The 18,870-nt window shown below is 41.3% G+C and carries 14 protein-coding genes; 9 read left to right on the top strand and 5 right to left on the bottom strand.

The window, feature by feature from the left end; all coding sequences use genetic code 11:
- Positions 1 to 52: 52 nt before the first annotated feature.
- The gene (locus tag B3317_RS02370; RefSeq protein ID WP_291108245.1) at positions 53 to 727 is read right to left on the bottom strand and encodes a flavin reductase; all 675 of its coding nucleotides are present in this window, start codon (positions 725 to 727) and stop codon (positions 53 to 55) included.
- A 253-nt stretch (positions 728 to 980) separates the two neighbouring features.
- Between B3317_RS02370 and gltB the strand changes: the two genes are divergently transcribed.
- From gltB to B3317_RS02400, 6 genes are all read left to right on the top strand, one after another.
- Positions 981 to 5,498: a glutamate synthase large subunit gene (gene gltB, locus B3317_RS02375; protein ID WP_291108247.1), complete on the top strand. Its 4,518-nt coding sequence runs from the start codon at positions 981 to 983 to the stop codon at positions 5,496 to 5,498.
- 112 nt (positions 5,499 to 5,610) lie between these two features.
- Positions 5,611 to 7,035, top strand: coding sequence for a glutamate synthase subunit beta (locus B3317_RS02380; RefSeq protein ID WP_291108249.1), 1,425 nt, complete (start codon positions 5,611 to 5,613; stop codon positions 7,033 to 7,035).
- A gap of 145 nt (positions 7,036 to 7,180) precedes the next feature.
- Entirely contained in the window at positions 7,181 to 7,909 is a 729-nt protein-coding gene (locus B3317_RS02385; RefSeq protein ID WP_291108251.1) for a calycin-like domain-containing protein, read from the top strand.
- Between the two features lie 95 nt (positions 7,910 to 8,004).
- Complete coding sequence (locus B3317_RS02390) at positions 8,005 to 8,547, top strand: C40 family peptidase (RefSeq protein WP_291108253.1); 543 nt, start codon at positions 8,005 to 8,007, stop codon at positions 8,545 to 8,547.
- 95 nt (positions 8,548 to 8,642) lie between these two features.
- Positions 8,643 to 9,395 (top strand): C40 family peptidase, encoded by a 753-nt coding sequence (locus B3317_RS02395; protein ID WP_291108255.1) that lies wholly within the window; start codon positions 8,643 to 8,645, stop codon positions 9,393 to 9,395.
- A gap of 164 nt (positions 9,396 to 9,559) precedes the next feature.
- Entirely contained in the window at positions 9,560 to 10,315 is a 756-nt protein-coding gene (locus B3317_RS02400; RefSeq protein WP_291108257.1) for a creatininase family protein, read from the top strand.
- Positions 10,316 to 10,323: 8 nt separating this feature from the next.
- Here B3317_RS02400 and B3317_RS02405 read toward each other — a convergent pair whose 3' ends face one another.
- The 4 genes from B3317_RS02405 to B3317_RS02420 form a co-directional block, all read right to left on the bottom strand.
- On the bottom strand, positions 10,324 to 10,932 hold the full coding sequence (locus B3317_RS02405; RefSeq protein WP_291108259.1) for a hypothetical protein: 609 nt from the start codon (positions 10,930 to 10,932) through the stop codon (positions 10,324 to 10,326).
- Between the two features lie 25 nt (positions 10,933 to 10,957).
- Positions 10,958 to 14,197, bottom strand: a complete 3,240-nt coding sequence (locus B3317_RS02410) for a UvrD-helicase domain-containing protein (protein ID WP_291108261.1) — start codon at positions 14,195 to 14,197, stop codon at positions 10,958 to 10,960.
- Positions 14,175 to 14,513, bottom strand: coding sequence for a translation initiation factor (locus tag B3317_RS02415; protein WP_291108263.1), 339 nt, complete (start codon positions 14,511 to 14,513; stop codon positions 14,175 to 14,177). The genes B3317_RS02410 and B3317_RS02415 overlap by 23 nt, the downstream gene beginning before the upstream one ends.
- A gap of 88 nt (positions 14,514 to 14,601) precedes the next feature.
- Positions 14,602 to 15,081: a methylglyoxal synthase gene (locus B3317_RS02420; protein WP_291108265.1), complete on the bottom strand. Its 480-nt coding sequence runs from the start codon at positions 15,079 to 15,081 to the stop codon at positions 14,602 to 14,604.
- An 836-nt stretch (positions 15,082 to 15,917) separates the two neighbouring features.
- Between B3317_RS02420 and B3317_RS02425 the strand changes: the two genes are divergently transcribed.
- From B3317_RS02425 to B3317_RS02435, 3 genes are all read left to right on the top strand, one after another.
- Positions 15,918 to 16,346 (top strand): MarR family winged helix-turn-helix transcriptional regulator, encoded by a 429-nt coding sequence (locus B3317_RS02425; RefSeq protein WP_291108267.1) that lies wholly within the window; start codon positions 15,918 to 15,920, stop codon positions 16,344 to 16,346.
- Positions 16,347 to 17,654 carry a TolC family protein gene (locus tag B3317_RS02430; RefSeq protein WP_291108269.1) on the top strand — a complete coding sequence of 436 codons (1,308 nt, stop codon included), beginning with the start codon at positions 16,347 to 16,349 and terminating at the stop codon, positions 17,652 to 17,654.
- Between the two features lie 93 nt (positions 17,655 to 17,747).
- Positions 17,748 to 18,845 carry an HlyD family secretion protein gene (locus B3317_RS02435; protein WP_291108271.1) on the top strand — a complete coding sequence of 366 codons (1,098 nt, stop codon included), beginning with the start codon at positions 17,748 to 17,750 and terminating at the stop codon, positions 18,843 to 18,845.
- The last annotated feature ends 25 nt before the right edge of the window (positions 18,846 to 18,870 follow it).

The raw sequence follows: 18,870 nt of genomic DNA on the forward strand, positions 1-18,870 counted from the left end.
TGAAAAATCCCGGCTTCGTAAGAGGTCGGGATTCTTTTTGTTTATATCCGTTCTATTTTCTTATCCATACAGCTGTTATATCGCCGAATACAAGTTTATGGTATTCCTTGCCATTTCCGTCTTTCTTTCCTTTTTCTACAAATTCTTTTCCTTTTTCAGAGTAGAAGTCTTTCGGATTGGTCTCTGTAATTTCCACCAGTTTACATTCTATAATTAGCTTGGCTTCTTTGTATGTGATATTGCCCGATGGAGTTTTCACATAGGTCAATGTTGTTTCTTTCATCTTGTCGGAGCTCCTTCCGCTCTTGCTGCCGAATGCTATTACCTGGTCTTTGAACTGATCGGGGAAGTAAGTCATGGTATAGTTCTGCTCTTTCTTTATAAATTCCAGTGTATAACGGCTCGCGTTCAGGAAGCACCATGTAACGGGCACTTCAAAAAGTTGTCCCCAGCCACCCCAGCTTGCTGTCATGGAATTGTAGAGCGAATCGGTGCCGGCAGTAATCACCGAATAATCTTTTCCTACGAGCTTAAATACATTTTCTGTCAATTCGGTAGGTTCTATCTTTTTGAACAATTCGTCGAAAGATTTGGTTTCTACATTCGCGTAGGTTATAACATCGGTTGAATCTGTAGTTGATTTTTCCGCAGATGTAGTGTCTTTTTGTGCCCCTCCGCATGAAAATAAGAATGTTGTAATGAGGATTGCTGACAGGAATTTTTTCATAATTCTTATGTTTTAGTTAATAAGTGATACGTCAAAAGTAATAATTAACAATTATATTATCAGAAATTCAATATAAAAATAATTTTAAATAGATTTTTGTTAAATAAAATAGGTTAACCCTATTCATTTTATGCAAAAAATCATTTTTTCGAACAAAAGGAGATTTTATGTGTTGAAAATTTGTATATTTGTCATCTGTCTTAGTTTGGGGCAGAAATCGAAATTTCTATCAATTATATATCAACTAATAACTATGCAGGATTTAAAATCAGCAGTACAGCACGGATTATATGACCCGGCCTATGAGCATGACGCTTGCGGGGTAGGGATGGTGCTTCATATGAAGGGTGCTAAATCCCATGCCATCGTTGAGAATGGTCTCCGTGTTTTGGAGAACATGACTCACCGTGGGGCAGAAAATGCAGACAACAAAACCGGAGACGGTGCCGGTATTATGTTGCAGATACCACACGAGTTTATACTACTACAAGGGATTCCCGTTCCCGAAAAGGGACATTATGGAACAGGACTCGTCTTTTTGCCTAAGGGTGAAAAAGAAATGGAGTCTTGTATGATTACCCTTACACAATATATCGACAAGGAAGGTTTAAAGCTTCTGGCAGTACGTGATGTACCTGTCAATAGCGATATATTGGGTGAAATGGCTCTTTCGAATGAACCGAATATAAAACAAATATTTGTAGTAGGAGAAGAGGGGATGTCCCAGGATGAATTGGAGCACCGGCTCTATATTCTTCGCAAGAAGATTGAAAAAGAGATATTCAATTCAAAAATATTCTCTTTAGAGACAAAGAAGGCGTTCTATATTGTCAGTCTGTCCACAAAGCGAATCATATATAAAGGTATGTTATCGTCGGAGCAGCTCCGTCATTATTTTCCCGATTTGCTGAACCCGCATCTTACAAGTGCCATTGCACTGGTACACTCGCGTTTCAGTACTAATACATTTCCCACATGGGATTTGGCACACCCTTTCAGAATGGTAGCCCATAACGGGGAAATTAATACAATCAAGGGCAACCGCCTGTGGATGGAAGCCCGCGAAAGTGTGTTGAAATCGGAATTATTAGGTAATATCAGTGATTTGTGGCCGATTGTACAGCCGCATATGAGTGATAGTGCTTCATTCGATAATGTGCTCGAATTCCTTGTGATGTCCGGTAAATCGCTTCCGCATGCTATGGCAATGATGGTACCTGAATCGTGGAACGATAAGAATCCTATTTCGAACGATCTGAAAGCCTTCTATGAGTATCACAGTATATTTATGGAGCCGTGGGATGGTCCCGCTACATTGCTGTTTTCTGACGGACGATATGCAGGAGGATTGCTCGACCGCAACGGCTTGCGTCCTGCGCGCTACCTGATGACTCACAGTGGTATTATGGTAGTGGCTTCAGAGATGGGAGTACTTCCGTTCGAACCATCTGAAATAAAGGAAAAGGGGCGTCTTCGTCCAGGTAAGATGCTGATGGTGGATACCGAAGAGGGTACTATACAATATGATGCCGAGCTAAAAGAAAAACTGGCAAAAGCATATCCTTATCGCGATTGGTTGGCAAAAAATCGTATCTCACTCGATGATATTTCTTCAGGTAGGACTCCTAAATATAATGTGGAAGACTACACCAAGATGCTGAAAGTATTCGGCTATTATAAAGAAGATATTGAAAAGATACTGACACCTATGGCAGCGGAAGGGAAAGAACCTACTGCCTCGATGGGTAACGATGCGCCTGTGGCTGTTTTGTCGAACAAGCCGCAACGCTTGTTTACATACTTCCGTCAGTTATTTGCGCAGGTAACAAATCCGCCTATCGACCCTATTCGTGAAGAGTTGGTGATGTCGCTGGCCGGATATATCGGTTCGCTGCACAAGAATATACTGGAGCCGATGCCGGAACATACAAAGATGGTTGGTCTGTCAAATCCATTCCTTTCCAACAGGGAACTCGACTTGTTGATTCACCTGCAATACAAAGGCTTTAAATGTGAAGTCCTGCCAATACTTTTCGATCCTAAACAGGGTGGCGCAGGTCTGGAAAAAGCTATAGACGAACTGTGTAAGAAAGCCGAAAAGGCTGTTGATAACGGTAATAATTATATCATTCTCAGCGACAGGGGCGTTAATCCTGATAATGCCGCTATCCCGTGTCTGTTGGCTGTGTCTGCTGTTCATCACTATTTAGTGGAGCGCCGCAAACGCATGCAGATAGACATAGTTGTGGAATCTGCCGAACCGCGTGAGGTAATGCATTTCGCATTGTTGTTTGGTTATGGCGCAAATGCTGTGAATCCTTATCTGGCACTGGCTGTTATTGAAGAGTTAGTCAAGAAGGGGGATATACATCTTGATTTTCACACAGCAATGAAAAATTATGTGAAGGCCATCAACAAAGGTTTACTGAAAACCATGTCGAAGATGGGTATTTCTACACTGAAAAGTTATATTGGTGCGCAGATATTTGAGGCTGTCGGTATCAGTTCGGCAGTAATAGATAAATACTTCAAAGGAACAACATCCAAAATAGAGGGTGTCGACTTGAACGATATTGCCAGCGATACGATAGAAGCTTATTACGAAGCATTCGAGGAAGATTTTGTAGACCCTTCATTAGTGAGCCAGGGTATTTATGCATGGCGTCGCAATGGCGAATATCATGCATGGAATCCCGAAACGATAATGAACCTCCAGATGTCGACACGTTTGGGCAGCTATAAGAAATTCAGGGAATATACAAATTCGATAGACAAGAAACCTGAGAAGATTTTCTTGCGCGACTTCCTTGATTTTGATTTGGCAAAGAAACCAATCGATATTTCGGAGGTAGAACCTGTATCGGCTATTACCAAGCGTTTTGTAACAGGTGCCATGTCGTTTGGCTCTATCAGTCGTGAAGCACATGAAGCTATGGCTGTGGCAATGAATGCTATCGGAGGCAAAAGTAATACCGGAGAGGGTGGGGAACTGCCCGAACGCTTTGCAACAAATGCCCGTTCATCTATCAAACAGGTGGCTTCCGGCCGTTTCGGCGTAACTACCGAATATCTGGTTAATGCAGATGAACTCCAGATCAAGATAGCACAGGGTGCAAAACCAGGTGAGGGAGGACAGCTTCCGGGTTTTAAAGTGGATCAGATTATAGCGAAGACCCGTCACTCGATTCCGGGTATCTCGTTGATATCACCGCCGCCGCACCACGATATATACTCTATTGAAGATTTGGCGCAGTTGATTTTCGATCTGAAAAGCGTAAACCCGGCCGCACAGATAAGTGTAAAACTGGTATCTGAAAGCGGAGTGGGAACTGTGGCCGCCGGTGTGGCGAAAGCAAAAGCCGACCGAATTGTAATCAGCGGTTGCGAAGGAGGTACAGGAGCAAGTCCCGCCAGTTCGATCAAGCATGCCGGGCTTCCGCTGGAAATCGGTTTGGCTGAGGTGCAACAGACTTTGGTTCTGAACAATCTGCGCGGACAGGTATATTTGCAGACAGACGGTCAGTTGAAGACCGGACATGATATTATAGTAGCTGCTATGCTCGGAGCAGAAGAATTCGGCTTTGCAACCAGCGCACTCATAGTGTTAGGATGTATTATGATGCGTAAGTGTCACCTGAATACCTGTCCTGTCGGAGTTGCTACCCAAAATGAAGAGTTGAGAAAAAAATTTATAGGACGTAGCGAATATTTGATTAATTATTTCAACTTCCTTGCCGAAGAGGTTCGTGAGCATCTGGCATCATTAGGAGTAAAGAAGTTGGATGAAATAGTAGGCCGTGCCGATTTACTCAAGTATATTAAGAGCCATGATAATAAGAAGGTCGAAAAGCTCGATTTGTCCCGCCTGATCTATTTCCCGGTCGAAGCAAAAGAAAATGCCATACATAGAGTTAAAGAACAAGAACATAAGTTGGACGATGTACTCGATCGTAAATTGATAACAACTTCCCGTCTGGCTATTGATAAGGCTATGCCTGTTGTTATTACTCATACGATACGAAATACGAATCGTACGGTAGGTGCTATGCTTTCGGGCGAAATAGCGAAGAAGTACGGTAATGCGGGACTTCCTGCAGATACTATCCAATGTACATTCCAAGGGGCAGCCGGACAGAGCTTCGGAGCATTTCTTGCTCATGGTATTACATTCAAACTCGAAGGGGATGCCAATGACTATGTAGGTAAAGGTTTGTCGGGAGGTAAGATTATTATTGTTCCGCCGGCGGTATCTACTTTCAAGCCAGAAGAAAATATTATTGCCGGTAATACCTTATTGTATGGTGCTACTTCCGGTGAAATATATATCAACGGACGGGTAGGGGAGCGTTTCTGTGTGCGCAATAGTGGTGCAACGGCTGTTGTAGAAGGGGCTGGTGACCATTGTTGTGAATATATGACCGGAGGTCGTACTGTGGTGCTTGGCAAGACAGGACGAAATTTCGCAGCAGGTATGAGCGGCGGGGTTGCTTATGTATATAATGTAGATGGTGACTTCGACTATTATTGCAATATGCAGATGGTCGAACTTACATTGATAGAAGATACTTATGATAGTAAAGAACTTCGTCAGCTGATTACCAATCATTATGAATATACAAACAGTCCCCTGGCAAAATATATTCTCGACAACTGGAATACAGAGGTAGAGAAATTCATGAAAGTAACTCCTATTGAATACAAGAAAGTGTTACAGGATGAGAAACTGGAAGCTATAAAGAAAAAGATAGCACAAGTAGAATTCGATTACTAAAACAATGTGCTAATGTGCCAATTTGCCAATGAGCAAATTCATAAATGAAAAGACTATTATATCCTTGTTCCATTGGCATATTGGCATATTAGATAATTAGCATATTAAAAGCATGGGAAATCCAAAAGCATTTTTAACAGTAAAGAGAAAAGACGCAGGATATCGTCCGGCACAGGAGCGTATCCTCGATTTTGGTGAAGTAGAACAGACCCTAAATACAGAAGACCGCCGTGAACAAGCATCACGCTGCATGGATTGTGGTATCCCGTTTTGTCATTGGGGATGCCCGCTTGGCAATAAGATGCCCGAATGGCAGGAGTATATATATAAAGGTAACTGGAAGCTGGCAGCGGAAGTATTGATGCAAACAAACGACTTCCCTGAGTTTACAGGACGCATTTGTCCTGCCCCTTGTGAAAAGTCGTGTGTGCTGTCGATACATCGTGCTCCTGTAACTATTCGTGAAAATGAAGCGTCTGCATTGGAACACGCTTTCAATGAAGGATTTATTCAGCCCAAAATACCTGCACACCGTACAGGAAAGAAAGTTGCCGTGATAGGTTCGGGACCATCGGGGTTGGCAGTAGCTAATCAATTGAACCAGAAGGGGCATGACGTGACCGTTTATGAAAAGAGTTCCAATATCGGAGGCTTGCTCCGTTTCGGTATTCCCGATTTCAAACTGAATAAGAATATTATCGACCGGCGCTTGAAGCTGATGGAAGCCGAGGGTGTAAAGTTCGTTGTCAATACCGAGATAGGAAAAGATATCAAAGGCAAAGATATTGTGAGCGGATATGATGCTATCTGTGTCGCTATCGGCTCACAGGTACCGCGTAACCTTCCGGTTGAGGGGCGCGAACTGAAAGGTGTCTACTACGCTATGGAATATCTCACCGCTCAAAATAAGATGATTGCAAAGGAAGAAATTCCGGCAGACCAGATTATTGATGCTAAAGGAAAGAATGTTCTTGTTATTGGTGGTGGAGATACAGGGTCTGACTGTATCGGTACGGCTAACCGTCAGGGAGCGGCGAATATATTGCAGATAGAGATTCTGCCGAAGCCGGCCAAGCTGGAGGATATAGAAAATCCATGGCCTAATCCGTTTCCTGTCGTTCTTAAGACATCATCATCCCATCTCGAAGGTTGTGAACGGCGCTGGTCACTGAATACCAAACGGTTCATCGGTGAAGATGGTAAGCTGACAGCCGTTGAATTGGTAGAAGTAGCTTGGGAAAAGGACGAGAACGGCAAACATGTTATGAAAGAAGTCGGCGAGCCCGAAATCCTCAAAATGGACCTGGTGTTTCTTGCTCTCGGTTTCGTTCATCCTATACAGGAAGGCCTGTTGAAAGAACTTGGTATAAAGACCGATGATATCCGCCATAATGTTGCTACGGATGCCAAACGGGCTACAAATGTAGCAAAAGTATTCGGCGCAGGCGACTGTGTAAGCGGACAATCTTTAGTAGTAACCAGTATAGCGTCGGGTCGAAAAACAGCTCAACATATAGATGAATATTTAAGTAAATGAATGTTATTTTTGGTTAATCTTTGTGCTGCTAGATCTAGTTATGGTGTTATAAACTTTGCGAAGTTGAATATCTTTATGCAACTTTAGCTTTGTAGAATGCATCAATATATCAGAACACTAATTTTATTAACCAAATAAATTCATTATGAACAAGAACCTTTTATGTTTATTAATGTTTGTCTTTTCATTAGGACTGACTTTTACAGCATGTAGTAGCGATGACGATGATCCGGTAAACCTGTCATTGGAAAAAAGTGAAGTGAATGTAGATCAGGGTGCTACTGTAACAGTGAAAATAACTCAGGGTAATGGAGACTACAAAGTAAACTCAGCAAGTGAAACTACTGCAACCGCTTCGGTAAGTGGCGATGTAATTACTGTATCAGGCGTAGCCGCAGGTGAAACTACTATAACAGTTACCGATAAGGATAAAAAAACAGCTACTCTTAAAGTTACAGTTGTAGGTTATGCTGAGCAGATTGCCGCTACTTACGAAGGTACTTTGGATATTCCTGGAATGGGAGTAGAAGATTTACCGAACGAGATTGTTTTATCGAAAGGAGATGATAACAATGCTAAATTGTCAATTGAAACCCTGACTATACCAACGGGACCTGATACGTCAATAGGTGTTACCGGAATAGCAGTGAACTCTGTACCTGTTACTAAATCCGGAGATAAATATACTCTGACAGAAACAACAGAGAAAGTCAGTGTAGCACTTGTAGGTGCTGAAGATAATCCAATGGAAGTAGACGTTACTGTTAAAGGCTCTTTCGAAAATGGTAAATTGGTTTTAGCTATTGACGTTGCAGATATACCATTTATCGGTGATCTTGCAGTGGCCTTTGAAGGAACTAAGAAAGCTAACTAATATCTCTTTATATTAATATTAAAAAGCGGTTTTTGGAAACAAGAGCCGCTTTTTCTGTTATATAATACTTACCTTTAGCATGTAAACCAGATTTTATGAAAAGATTCGTTCTCTATTTCATACTATCCGTCTTGTTGATTCTGTTTGTTACTTCCTGCGGGACACAAAAAACTCCGGGCGGGCAATTGTATGACCCTAAAGAGGTAGCGGAACTTTCCAAAAAGCTAGGCATCTCTCTCAGTAATACAGATAAGGATGATGATAAGAATATGCCATTGTATGCCGAAGTTTCCCAATGGCTAGGTGTGCCATACCGTCATGCCGGATTGTCACGGAGAGGCCTTGACTGCTCAGGATTTGCATTTCTAATGTATCAGAAGGTATATAGAAAGAGGATTCCAAGATCGACATCTGACCTGGCGGATATGAAAATGCATAAGGTATCCAAAAATGATCTTAAGACAGGCGACCTCGTTTTCTTTGCCACATCTAAGAATTCAAACCGGATCAACCATGTCGGTATTTACCTGAAAGACGGATGCTTTATTCATGCATCAACTTCAAAGGGCGTGATTGTAAGCCATCTTGATGAAGGTTACTATAGCCGTACATGGAAAAAGGCTGGCCGGATAAAATAGTTAAAAGAGTACTTAAATAATTATAAAAAACACAGATACTTAGCCTTATATTAAGTTGATTTTTCTACTTTTATCCGATTTAAAATTTAACAGCCATGCTTGGACAGAAGAAATTTTTGAGAATATCCACCATGTTACTAGTGTTTTCGATGGGATTTATGCCAATAGCAGCGATTACACCAAAACATTCAAAGACAGGTAAGAAAAAATCAAAGACAAGTGCGGTCACTACAAAAAAGGTCAAAGTTGAACAATCAGCCCGTAATATAGAAGTTGAAACTACCGATGGTAATATAATTGCTTTACCCCAGATGAAGCAGACATTGGAAGACTACTCTACTCTATTCGCTTCGTCGGATAATCTGATGGCAGATGCCGGTATTTCAAGATCGTTGGATGCGATCCAGAAGCACATGATAGAAATTAAAGAGATGCAGGAATTATCGTCTCAGCTAGGGGTTGCTATAAAGGATGTATCTTTTCTTCCGTTGTACCGTGAAGCGGCTGACTGGCTGGGTACACGTTACAGAAGAGGGGGGATGAGCCGCAAGGCAGTCGATTGTTCCGGTTTTACCAATATTATTTATAAGAATGTATTCGGGCAACAGCTGGACAGGGTGAGTACCACTATTGCTAAAAATGTAAAGGAATCTATTCTTGAAAAAGAAGATCTTATCCCCGGTGATATGGTATTCTTTTCTACCTTCAACAAGAAATATATTAATCATGTAGGCGTGTATTTAGGAGAGGGGAAATTTATTCATGCATCTATAAAATATGGTGTTATAGTAAGCTCTCTGGCCGAAGGTTATTACAGCAAGACCTGGCGTAAAGGCGGAAGAAATTAATATCCGGCAAATATTGAAATACGGGAAGATATCGAGAGGTATCTTCTTTTTTTTATGTAAATTCCTAATATGTATCCAGGATTTATTTCTATAGATAAAATTATTTGGAATTCATTATCATTTACTAGCTTTGTTATCCTTATTCATTCTAAAAACTTAAATGTATGAATTCTTCGTTCGATATCCTTACTGCTATATATAATGATACTAAAGGACAAACATATGATTTTGCTGTCCTTCCGTGGGGAGCAACCGAGCCTCATAACTATCATTTACCATATCTCACCGATTGTTACCTTGCACATGGTATATCAGTAGATGCTGTAATAAAGGCATATGACTCACAAAAGATAAAAGGTATGGTGTTGCCTCCAATTCCACTGGGTGCTCAGAATCCGGGACAACGGGAACTTCCTTTTTGTCTGCATGCCCGGTACGAAACCCAAAAGGCTATATTGACAGATATTGTGGCTTCTCTCGATTGTCAGGGAATATATACGTTGGTTATAGTGAATGGTCATGGCGGCAATAATTTTAAGAATATGATCCGTGACCTTGCAGTCGATTACCCTCATTTTCTGATCGTGGTCTGTGATTGGTTTGCAGTATTACCTCAGGCCGGATATTTTGAAGAGAGAGATGACCATGCCGGAGAAATGGAAACCTCGGTAATGATGCATTACTATCCCGAACTTGTAAACTTGTCACTGGCGGGAGACGGGAGTTATACTCCGTTTAAACTGCAAACATTACGTGATGGTACAGGATGGACTCCGCGCAATTGGGCACAGGTATCGCAAGATACAGGTATCGGAAATCCTAAGAAGTCTACAGCAGAAAAAGGTAAGGTGTATGCCGGAGTTGTCAGCCAGAAGTTGTCGGAACTTTTTGTCGATTTAGTAAAAGGTGAAATGTATTGAGCGTATTATTAGTCCTCTTTCATTTCCATCAATTTCTGATAAGTAGTTAGAGTCTCGTAATAATCATAATTCATAATGTCAGATACAACTACATGCTTTAACTGATTCCATTCCTGTCCTTCTCGTTTGTATATAAGCATTTCGTATGGTATGGTTACACTATAATCACCTTTGAATGATAAGGTGTCAGCAATTAGGTATTGAGCCGGTATATAGCGCCCAAACAGGCAGAGGTCTTCAATATCTAAATCTTTTCGTAATATTTCATCTATTTTCTTCGCGGTTTCGTCATCATAGAAGAGGTTGCCTTGCGAATCTTTAATCAATTGTATATTATTCTTTTTCTCAAAGTCTTTATATTTTAATACGCCTTCATTTGTTTTCGGCACATACAGTATGGAATATTGACCTTTTCCCTCTATTGTGTAGACAGCTGAAGGAATCTCCATCATCAGGTCTATCAACAGACTCTTATTCAGATCGAAATTATTAATGATTTCCTCATCGTTGAAGCACTGTTCTGCAGGTGCGGACTCATTATTCTCTTTATTTTTATTATTACATGATATTAGACTGATAGCCAGATATATAATAAAAGTAAATTTAAATAACTTCATATATATTGTATTCTATTTTTTTATTTCAAATTTCTACAGTCTTCGCCAGAGTGAGATAACAAATATAGCCTTTTACATCCGTATATCCCATCTTTTTTATTTGTTCCACATAATATTTTACCTGACGGATGTATTTTTTATCCTCCTTTTCCCCGAATTTGTAATCGATGACAATTACTTCGCTGCCTTTTATCATTACACGGTCGGGACGGCTGAAAGTGCCTTTGGGTTGTAATATCTGCACCTCGTTCAATACCTTGTATTCACCCGAATACCAAGGCAAAACAGCCGGATTGGACAGATAATTCCTGAGCAGTTTTATTACTGTCTCTTTTCGTTCTTGGGTAATATCACCCGAAATATGATATTCTTCCACTGCATTTTCGATATCCTCCACAGTCTGTACCTTGCTTACTATTTCGTGCATCAGGGTACCATAGTCGCGTTGTCCCGAATCGGAAAAATAATATTTGTTTTTTAATAGCAGTTTTACCCGTTCGTCATACGGCGTGCCGGATAAGGTATCTATGTTTATTTCCTCAACAGGAGACTTCTTTTCTTTTTTTATGGGAGAATACGTTTTATTTATTTCGAATATACCTTTTTCTTCATCCAGGTATTGGGGTAAGTCGATATAAGTCGGCTTATCAGATAGCAGGGCAGGAGATGTATTTACACAAGTCCATAGTAAGGAGGATATATTGCTTACATCATCTTTCTTCGGGCGTGGGGCAAAAACGATCAGTTCATTTTCGGCACGGGTGAAAGCCACATACAACACATTTATATTGTCGATAAACGCGTGCAGGCGCTCATCGAAATAGTCATAGTCGAAGATTGTATTTTTCAGTTTCTGCGAATACTTTACGGGTACGAGATGCAGCCGGTCGAATGGTTCGGCTTGCGGATGGCACCACAATATAGTTGTCAGCTTATGGTCTATCTCCCAATTGCAAAAAGGAATGAGTACTACTTTGAATTCCAGCCCTTTCGACTTGTGTATGGTCATGATACGGATAGCGTCCTGTCCGTCGGGAGTAAATATAGTCTTGCTTACACCTGCTTCGTCCCACCATTTAAGGAATGCGTCGAGGTCCGACGAGTTGCGGATGGTGAAATCAAGCACCATATCGAGGAACGATTGTATGTATATTTGTTCGTTGTCTTCCATTGCGCTGCGGAACAATTCGAACATTTCTTCCGTCATTTCATATAGAGGCAGTTCCCTGATGCGGTTCAGCTTGTCCTTAACCTCTTCGGGTAAATCATCCTTAGACGAAAAATATTTCAACAAGGCTTCTTCTGCGCTTAACTGGTTGCTGTACTTGAAATATTCATAAACAGCCAGTGCCTTCAGGGAAGAATCCAGTGGATTATGCAGGTATTTCAGCAGGGCGATAATCAGCTTTATACTTTTCGAGTTGCCAACAAACAACGCTTCATCGGAAATAATATCGTACCTGTATTTTGTATCCCTGTGTTCGCTTTTATACTCCAGCAGGCGGTTAGCCACATCTGCACCCTCCTTTTTCGTACGAACGAGGATCGCGATGTCTTTTAGCTTATAGCCCCTGTCCTGCAGATTTTCTATTTGTTCCGGTAACTGTTCCAGGGCATAATCCTGCCACACATGTTCATCGGTATCTATAAACTCTACTTTGACATGCCCTTCATTGCTTTTATGGCTCTCCGGTATTTCCTGATATAATTCATTATAGGCTTTGGTTATGCGGGAGAAAAAAGGTTGTAACCGCTTATCATCGGTATCCGACAATGGCTTATTATAAGTATCCTGTAACAAGTTTGCACCGATAGTAAAGATGGCATTATTGAATGCTATTACATTGTACGAACTGCGCCAGTTGGTACCGAGTGTTTCGTGATTGATACCCTCATTAGCAAAATCCTTGTCGAGCTGTTCGTCCAGCAGTTTCCAGTCCGAGTTCCGCCAGCGGTAGATACTTTGTTTTACATCCCCTACAATGAAATTCTTATTACCTCCGCTCAGGCTGTCACGCACCAGAGGCAGGAAGTTTTGCCATTGCATGCCTGATGTATCCTGAAACTCGTCTATCATATAGTTATTGATGCGCAATCCTACCTTTTCGTAGATAAACGGTGATTCATTTCCCTCTATGATGCGGTTAAGCAATTCGGTGGTATCCGAAATCAGCATGACGTTGTTTTCCGCGGCATATTCCCGTATCTTTTTATCCACATCGCCCAGTATCCCAAGAGTGAAGAAATAGCGATTTATTTCGTATGCCGTCTGATAGGTACGTGAATTGTCGTAATGGCTTATTATATTGCAAACGCAAACGTTCAGTTCCGGATATGCGTCTTCTATTTTGCTTCTGATTTCCGCTCCGGTTTTTGCCGTGTACCAGCCGGATACTTCGTCAGCCATTGTGCGGAATGTATTTGTAGGCTCGTCTATCGCGCCGTTTGCCCATTTCAGGAATGAGAAGAAGGGAGAACGCGAACCTCCTTTAAAGTCTTCGGGTTTCAGCCCGTAGCGGGTCATTATATTCAGGGCTTTTTCGCCTGTCTCCTGTGAAGTCTTTTCAAAGTTCCGGATGATGGCGAAAAGCATCTCCTTATAGTCTGTCATCAGCTGTTTATCGGAGATATTTTCCTGCACCTGATTGCTGTATGTTTTGAAACTTTCTTTGAATATCTCTTTCGACAGGGATTGTATATCGTTGCGGATATTCCATGTTTCGCCATTCTCTACTTTTTCTTCCGAAAAACGAATGAGCCAGTCGAGCAGCAGTTTGTTATCTTTGCTTTCCAGATCGTAAAGCATGGAGTCGATGGCTTCGCCCAATATTTTATCAGTATCCAGTTCCACGTTGTATCCTCCTCCTAATCCGATTTCGCGGGTAAAGGCCCGCATGGTTTGCTGGAAAAACTTGTCGATGGTACTTACCGAAAAGGCTGAATAGTCGTGCAGGATTCGTACAAGAATATCATATGCTTCTTTTCTCAGTTGCTCTTCGTTGAAACTGTATTCATCGGTTAACAGTCCGATGTAGTCGGAGTCGCGGCCTAGTGCCAGATTTGCCAGTTCGGCAATAATGCGCCTTTTCATTTCGTCCGTAGCCTTATTGGTAAAGGTTACAGCCAATATGTGCCGGTAGGCGAAGGGCGATGAAAATAACAGGCACAAATATTCAGCGGTCAGGCGGTGAGTTTTACCCGAGCCTGCCGATGCTTTATATACATGCAGATTTACTTCATCGTCAAATAATGCGTGTTTTGGCATATCCTTCCTTTTGCAGGAGTTCCAGTATTTTGTTTCTGAAATCGCCTTGTATGATGATTTCACCGTCTTTGGCAGAACCTCCCACGCCACATTTTACTTTTAGCAGCTTACCCAGCTCTTCCATGTCCTCGGTAGTGCCGATAAATCCGGTAATCAGTGTGACCGCTTTTCCCTTCCGGTTTCGTTTATCCAGAGAAATGCGTAATGCCTGCTTCTCTTTAGGCAAAGTATCCTGTTCCTCTTCGCCTTCTTTTTCATATTTAAAGTCCGGATTGGTAGAATATACCACATTCAGACGGTCTTTCCAGTCGCTCATAATTAGATAATTAATAGTTAATAACCAACAGTTAGTGATTAAAGTATAAATCCATTGTTAATTATTCATTTTTCATTCTTAATTATTTTCACTCTTTTAATCTCCTGAAATTCGCATCAAAGCTGGCCCTGTCGAAATTTTCGTATCTCGGGCTTGTAGGCGTGTAGTCGTCATTGTCCCACAATGTGCTTGTGAGCATCAGGTCGGCGCTGTAACGGTTACATGCGATAGGCACATTATGTACACGGCACTGACGAAGCAACATCATAATATCTGCCTCGTGCGGTTGCGGGTTCAGGTCGTCGATAAGGAAAATAGCCATATCCACTTCGTGCCGGACAACCATAGCGGCTATCTCCGCATCTCCACCCATCGGTCCAGAGTTCATGCGGGTGATGTCCGCATGTATTCCTTTTTCCTCGAAAGCCTCTTTTATCAGGGTCCCGGTGGTTCCGGTACATACCAAATGATGTTTTGCCAGAAAATCGGAGTTGTAATAACACCATTCTACCATATCCGCTTTGCGGTGATCGTGCGCTACCAGAGCTATTGTCAGTCTTTTATTCATACTCATTATTTTTTTAGATTGTGAAGTGATTATTCTGTCACAAAGTTTTATTATTAATTATCCCAAAGATAAGACATTTCTGTGTCTTTTCGATGAAGCAACGGTTAATCTTCATGTAAAGAAGAATCTGATGAATTACTCTATATTTATTATTCGTTGGAATTAAATGTTGGATTGTTTTCTACATAGTTCCTATCCTATCCTTAGTTATACATTGGGTCTTAGCTCCTCTCTGCCGCGCCCTCCCGGGCTTGTCCTCACTTTTGGCATTGCCCAAAAGTAAGCAAAAGGCTAGCGCTTCGTTCGACCTCACCCCCCGCCCTCTCCAAAGGGAGAGGGAGCCACAACCAGTTTGCCGGCTGCACCGTGTGGGTGCCCCGCCTGCGTAACTAATGCGCTGAGGCTGACGCATATCAGGTGTAGGAGCTTTGCCCCTATTCGTGCGTCAGCCTGCGCCGTTAGCTTCATGGACGGGGTACCCGTAGGATTAAAAGACGAAAAAACGGAAACGTGTTTGAGCTTATCCGCCAATTCGTATTTTACAACTTTTAGAGCGAGTTTTTCCGTTTCGTCTTTTAGTCCGTTACGGGTCGGCCTTTGAAGCGGGGCGCTAAAGCGTTTTTGGTTCCTTTTGCGGCTTTGGGCAAAAGGAACACAAGCAATCTTTGATTGCGCGTAGTAGAAAACAATCCAACATTAAAACTCAACATTGTATCGGTAAATATCACCAACATCTCTACACAATATTATTTTATTACAAGCATAAAAATATATATTAGTTAAACATTCAACTAATTATTTTGTTATATCTTTGCATACGAAAAAACTGAAGTGATATGATGCAAACATTTGTACAAACAATATTGCAGACTCAGTCTTTCTATCGTCAGATAATCCATCGGAAAATGCGAGAACATAATATAGATGTAACATTCGAAATGTTGCATATATTGAGGTGTTTGGACAGAGTTGATAGTAAAATCAATCAACAGGAACTGGCAAATCTGACATATAAAGACAAATCGAGTCTTTCCTATCTGATAAAGAATATGGAAAAAAGAGGGCTGGTCTCACGTGAAGAAGATCCGTCGGATAAACGCAATAAACTTGTGCTATTAACGGCTAAAGGGGAAATATTACATACCGAAATAAGGAAGATAATAGACGATGTATATGCAAAGCTGGAAGAAAATGTCAATCCGGGACATATACAGCTATGCATAGAATATATGAGGGAATTTACAGATATTAATAAGGAAAGTTAAGTGAAAACAACATTATACATATTACTGGCTACATTAACATACGCATCATCGCTTATTGCACAGAATACATACAGGCTTACAGTAAACGAGCTGTTTGAACGCGGAGTACAAAACAGCATTACAATACAATCATCTGTGATAAAAACACAGGTATCGGAAGATAAACTAGGCTTGGCGAAGAATAAACGATTACCTGATATTTCGGTCAGCGGCCTGTTCGGTTATACGGGTACGCCAACCATTCTCGATAAAGACTTTTCATTCCTGAAACATTCCGACACCCCCGACTGGAAACAGAATTATCAGGTAGCGGCAACTCAGCCTATATATCAGGGTGGGCGGATAAAGAACAGCATAGAGAAAGCGGAATTGGAAAAGGAGATAGCTCAATTATCTTTACAGAAGGATAAATCGGAACTGAAACTCTGGTTAATAGGTAAATATCTCGATCTATTTAATTTATATAAAGAACGGGAAGTATATGCCAAGAATATTGAAGAAGCTCAGATCCGTCTGCGGGACATTGAGAAAATGAAGGAGGAGGGGATGATTACCACAAACGATGTTTTGCGTAGTCAACTGCTTCTTACAAATTATGAATTATCGTATAAAGAAACGGAGAATAATATTACCCTTACCTCCCAGCAACTGGATATTATACTGGGAATGGACGAAAATACAATTCTTGAACCGGATCAGAATCTGCTCTCATCCAAGCTCGATATACAGCAGGAAAACGACTATATATATCAGGCTTACGCACAATATCCGGATATGAAAATTATGGAAAAGAATATTGCTTTAGCACACAATAACCTGAAACTGACAAAGGCTGATTATTTACCTGCATTATCATTACAGGCAAGCAATACTCTGGCCCGTCCCATTCCGAATGTCTCACCTGCACAAGACTTGTATCTGAATGCATGGGGTGTGACGCTAAATCTGTCGTATCATATTTCGTCATTATTTGACAGGAAACATGCCACCAACGCGGCAAAAAGCCAGATACACCTGCAAGAACTGGCGCAGGAACAGCAAAGGCAAAATATCCGTACAGATGTGAAATCGGCATTCGTAAAACATCAGGAAGCACTGGACAGAATAAAAGCATTGGGAAAATCTGTAGAGCAATCGAATGAAAACTACCGGATAGTAAAAAACAGGTATTTCAACCAGCTGGCTATATTGACCGATTTGCTGGATGCAAATACAGTACAGTTAAATTCGGAGCTGCAACTTACTGCTGCAAAAACAAATGCGATATACACCTATTATCAATTACAAAAAGTTAGCGGAAACTTGTAAGGTCGGAAACCTATTTATTACTTTGGTAAGTAAAACAACCAGAGCATGTTATAGTTTTAAAATATATGATTAAATCCTTTCAGTTACTTAATTATGGATACAGATAAATCAAACTTGGCTGACAGAAAAGAGGAAAAAGAAGCCTATCATAAACTGAAAAAAAAGCGCACACGCAATATTATACTCAATATCATCAGTATATTACTGGCATTGGGCGGTATCGCATGGGGAGTGACTTTTTTCATCCGTTACTACCGTTACGAAATAACAAACGATGCAACAATAGAGCAATATATAACACCTATCAACTCACGTGTATTGGGTTATATAAAAGAAGTACGTTTTACCGAGCATCAGTGGGTAAATGCAGGAGATACCCTATTGATAATAGATGACAGGGAGTTTAAGATAAAAGAGATGGATGCCGAAGCCGCACTGATGGATGCAAAGAGTTCTTCATCTGTACTTTCATCCAATATAGCTACAACTTCTACGAATGTGGCCGTATCTGATGCAAACATAGAAGAAGCAAAAGCACGTTTGTGGAAAGCAGAGCAAGACCTGAAACGTTATAAGAATCTGCTGGATGCCGAGTCGGTTTCCCGGCAACAGTACGACCAGATAAAAAGTGAATATGATGCTCAAAGCGCTCACTATAATGCTTTGCTCCGGCAAAAAGAATCTCTGAAGTCGACATCTGCCGAAGCTACAAGAAAGCAAGGAAATGTGGAGGCTACAATCCTCCGTCGCGAAGCTGATCTGGCCATGGCTAAACTAAATCTGTCTTATACTGCAATTATTGCTCCGTATAGCGGTTATGTAGGCCGCCGTACCCTTGAAGCCGGACAACTCGTGCAAGCCGGACAAACAATAACCAACCTGATTAAAAACGACAATAAATGGATTATAGCCAACTACCGCGAAAAACAGATTGAAAATATTTACATCGGGCAGAAAGTAAATATAAGGGTCGACGCTATAAGCGGTAAGACATTCACTGGTAAGATAACGGCAATATCCGAAGCTACGGGAGCTAAATACTCAATGCTGCCTACCGATAACTCCGCCGGAAACTTTGTGAAGATACAGCAACGTATCCCTGTCCGTATCGATTTTGATGATATATCGGCCGAAGACATGCAAAAATTGCGTGCGGGAATGATGGTCGTTACCGAGGCGATAAAAGAATAGATAATTAATAATGGCGTAAGCGGCT

Origin of the sequence: Dysgonomonas sp. UBA7710, from assembly GCF_002482385.1 — a bacterium.
Lineage (GTDB): Bacteria > Bacteroidota > Bacteroidia > Bacteroidales > Dysgonomonadaceae > Dysgonomonas.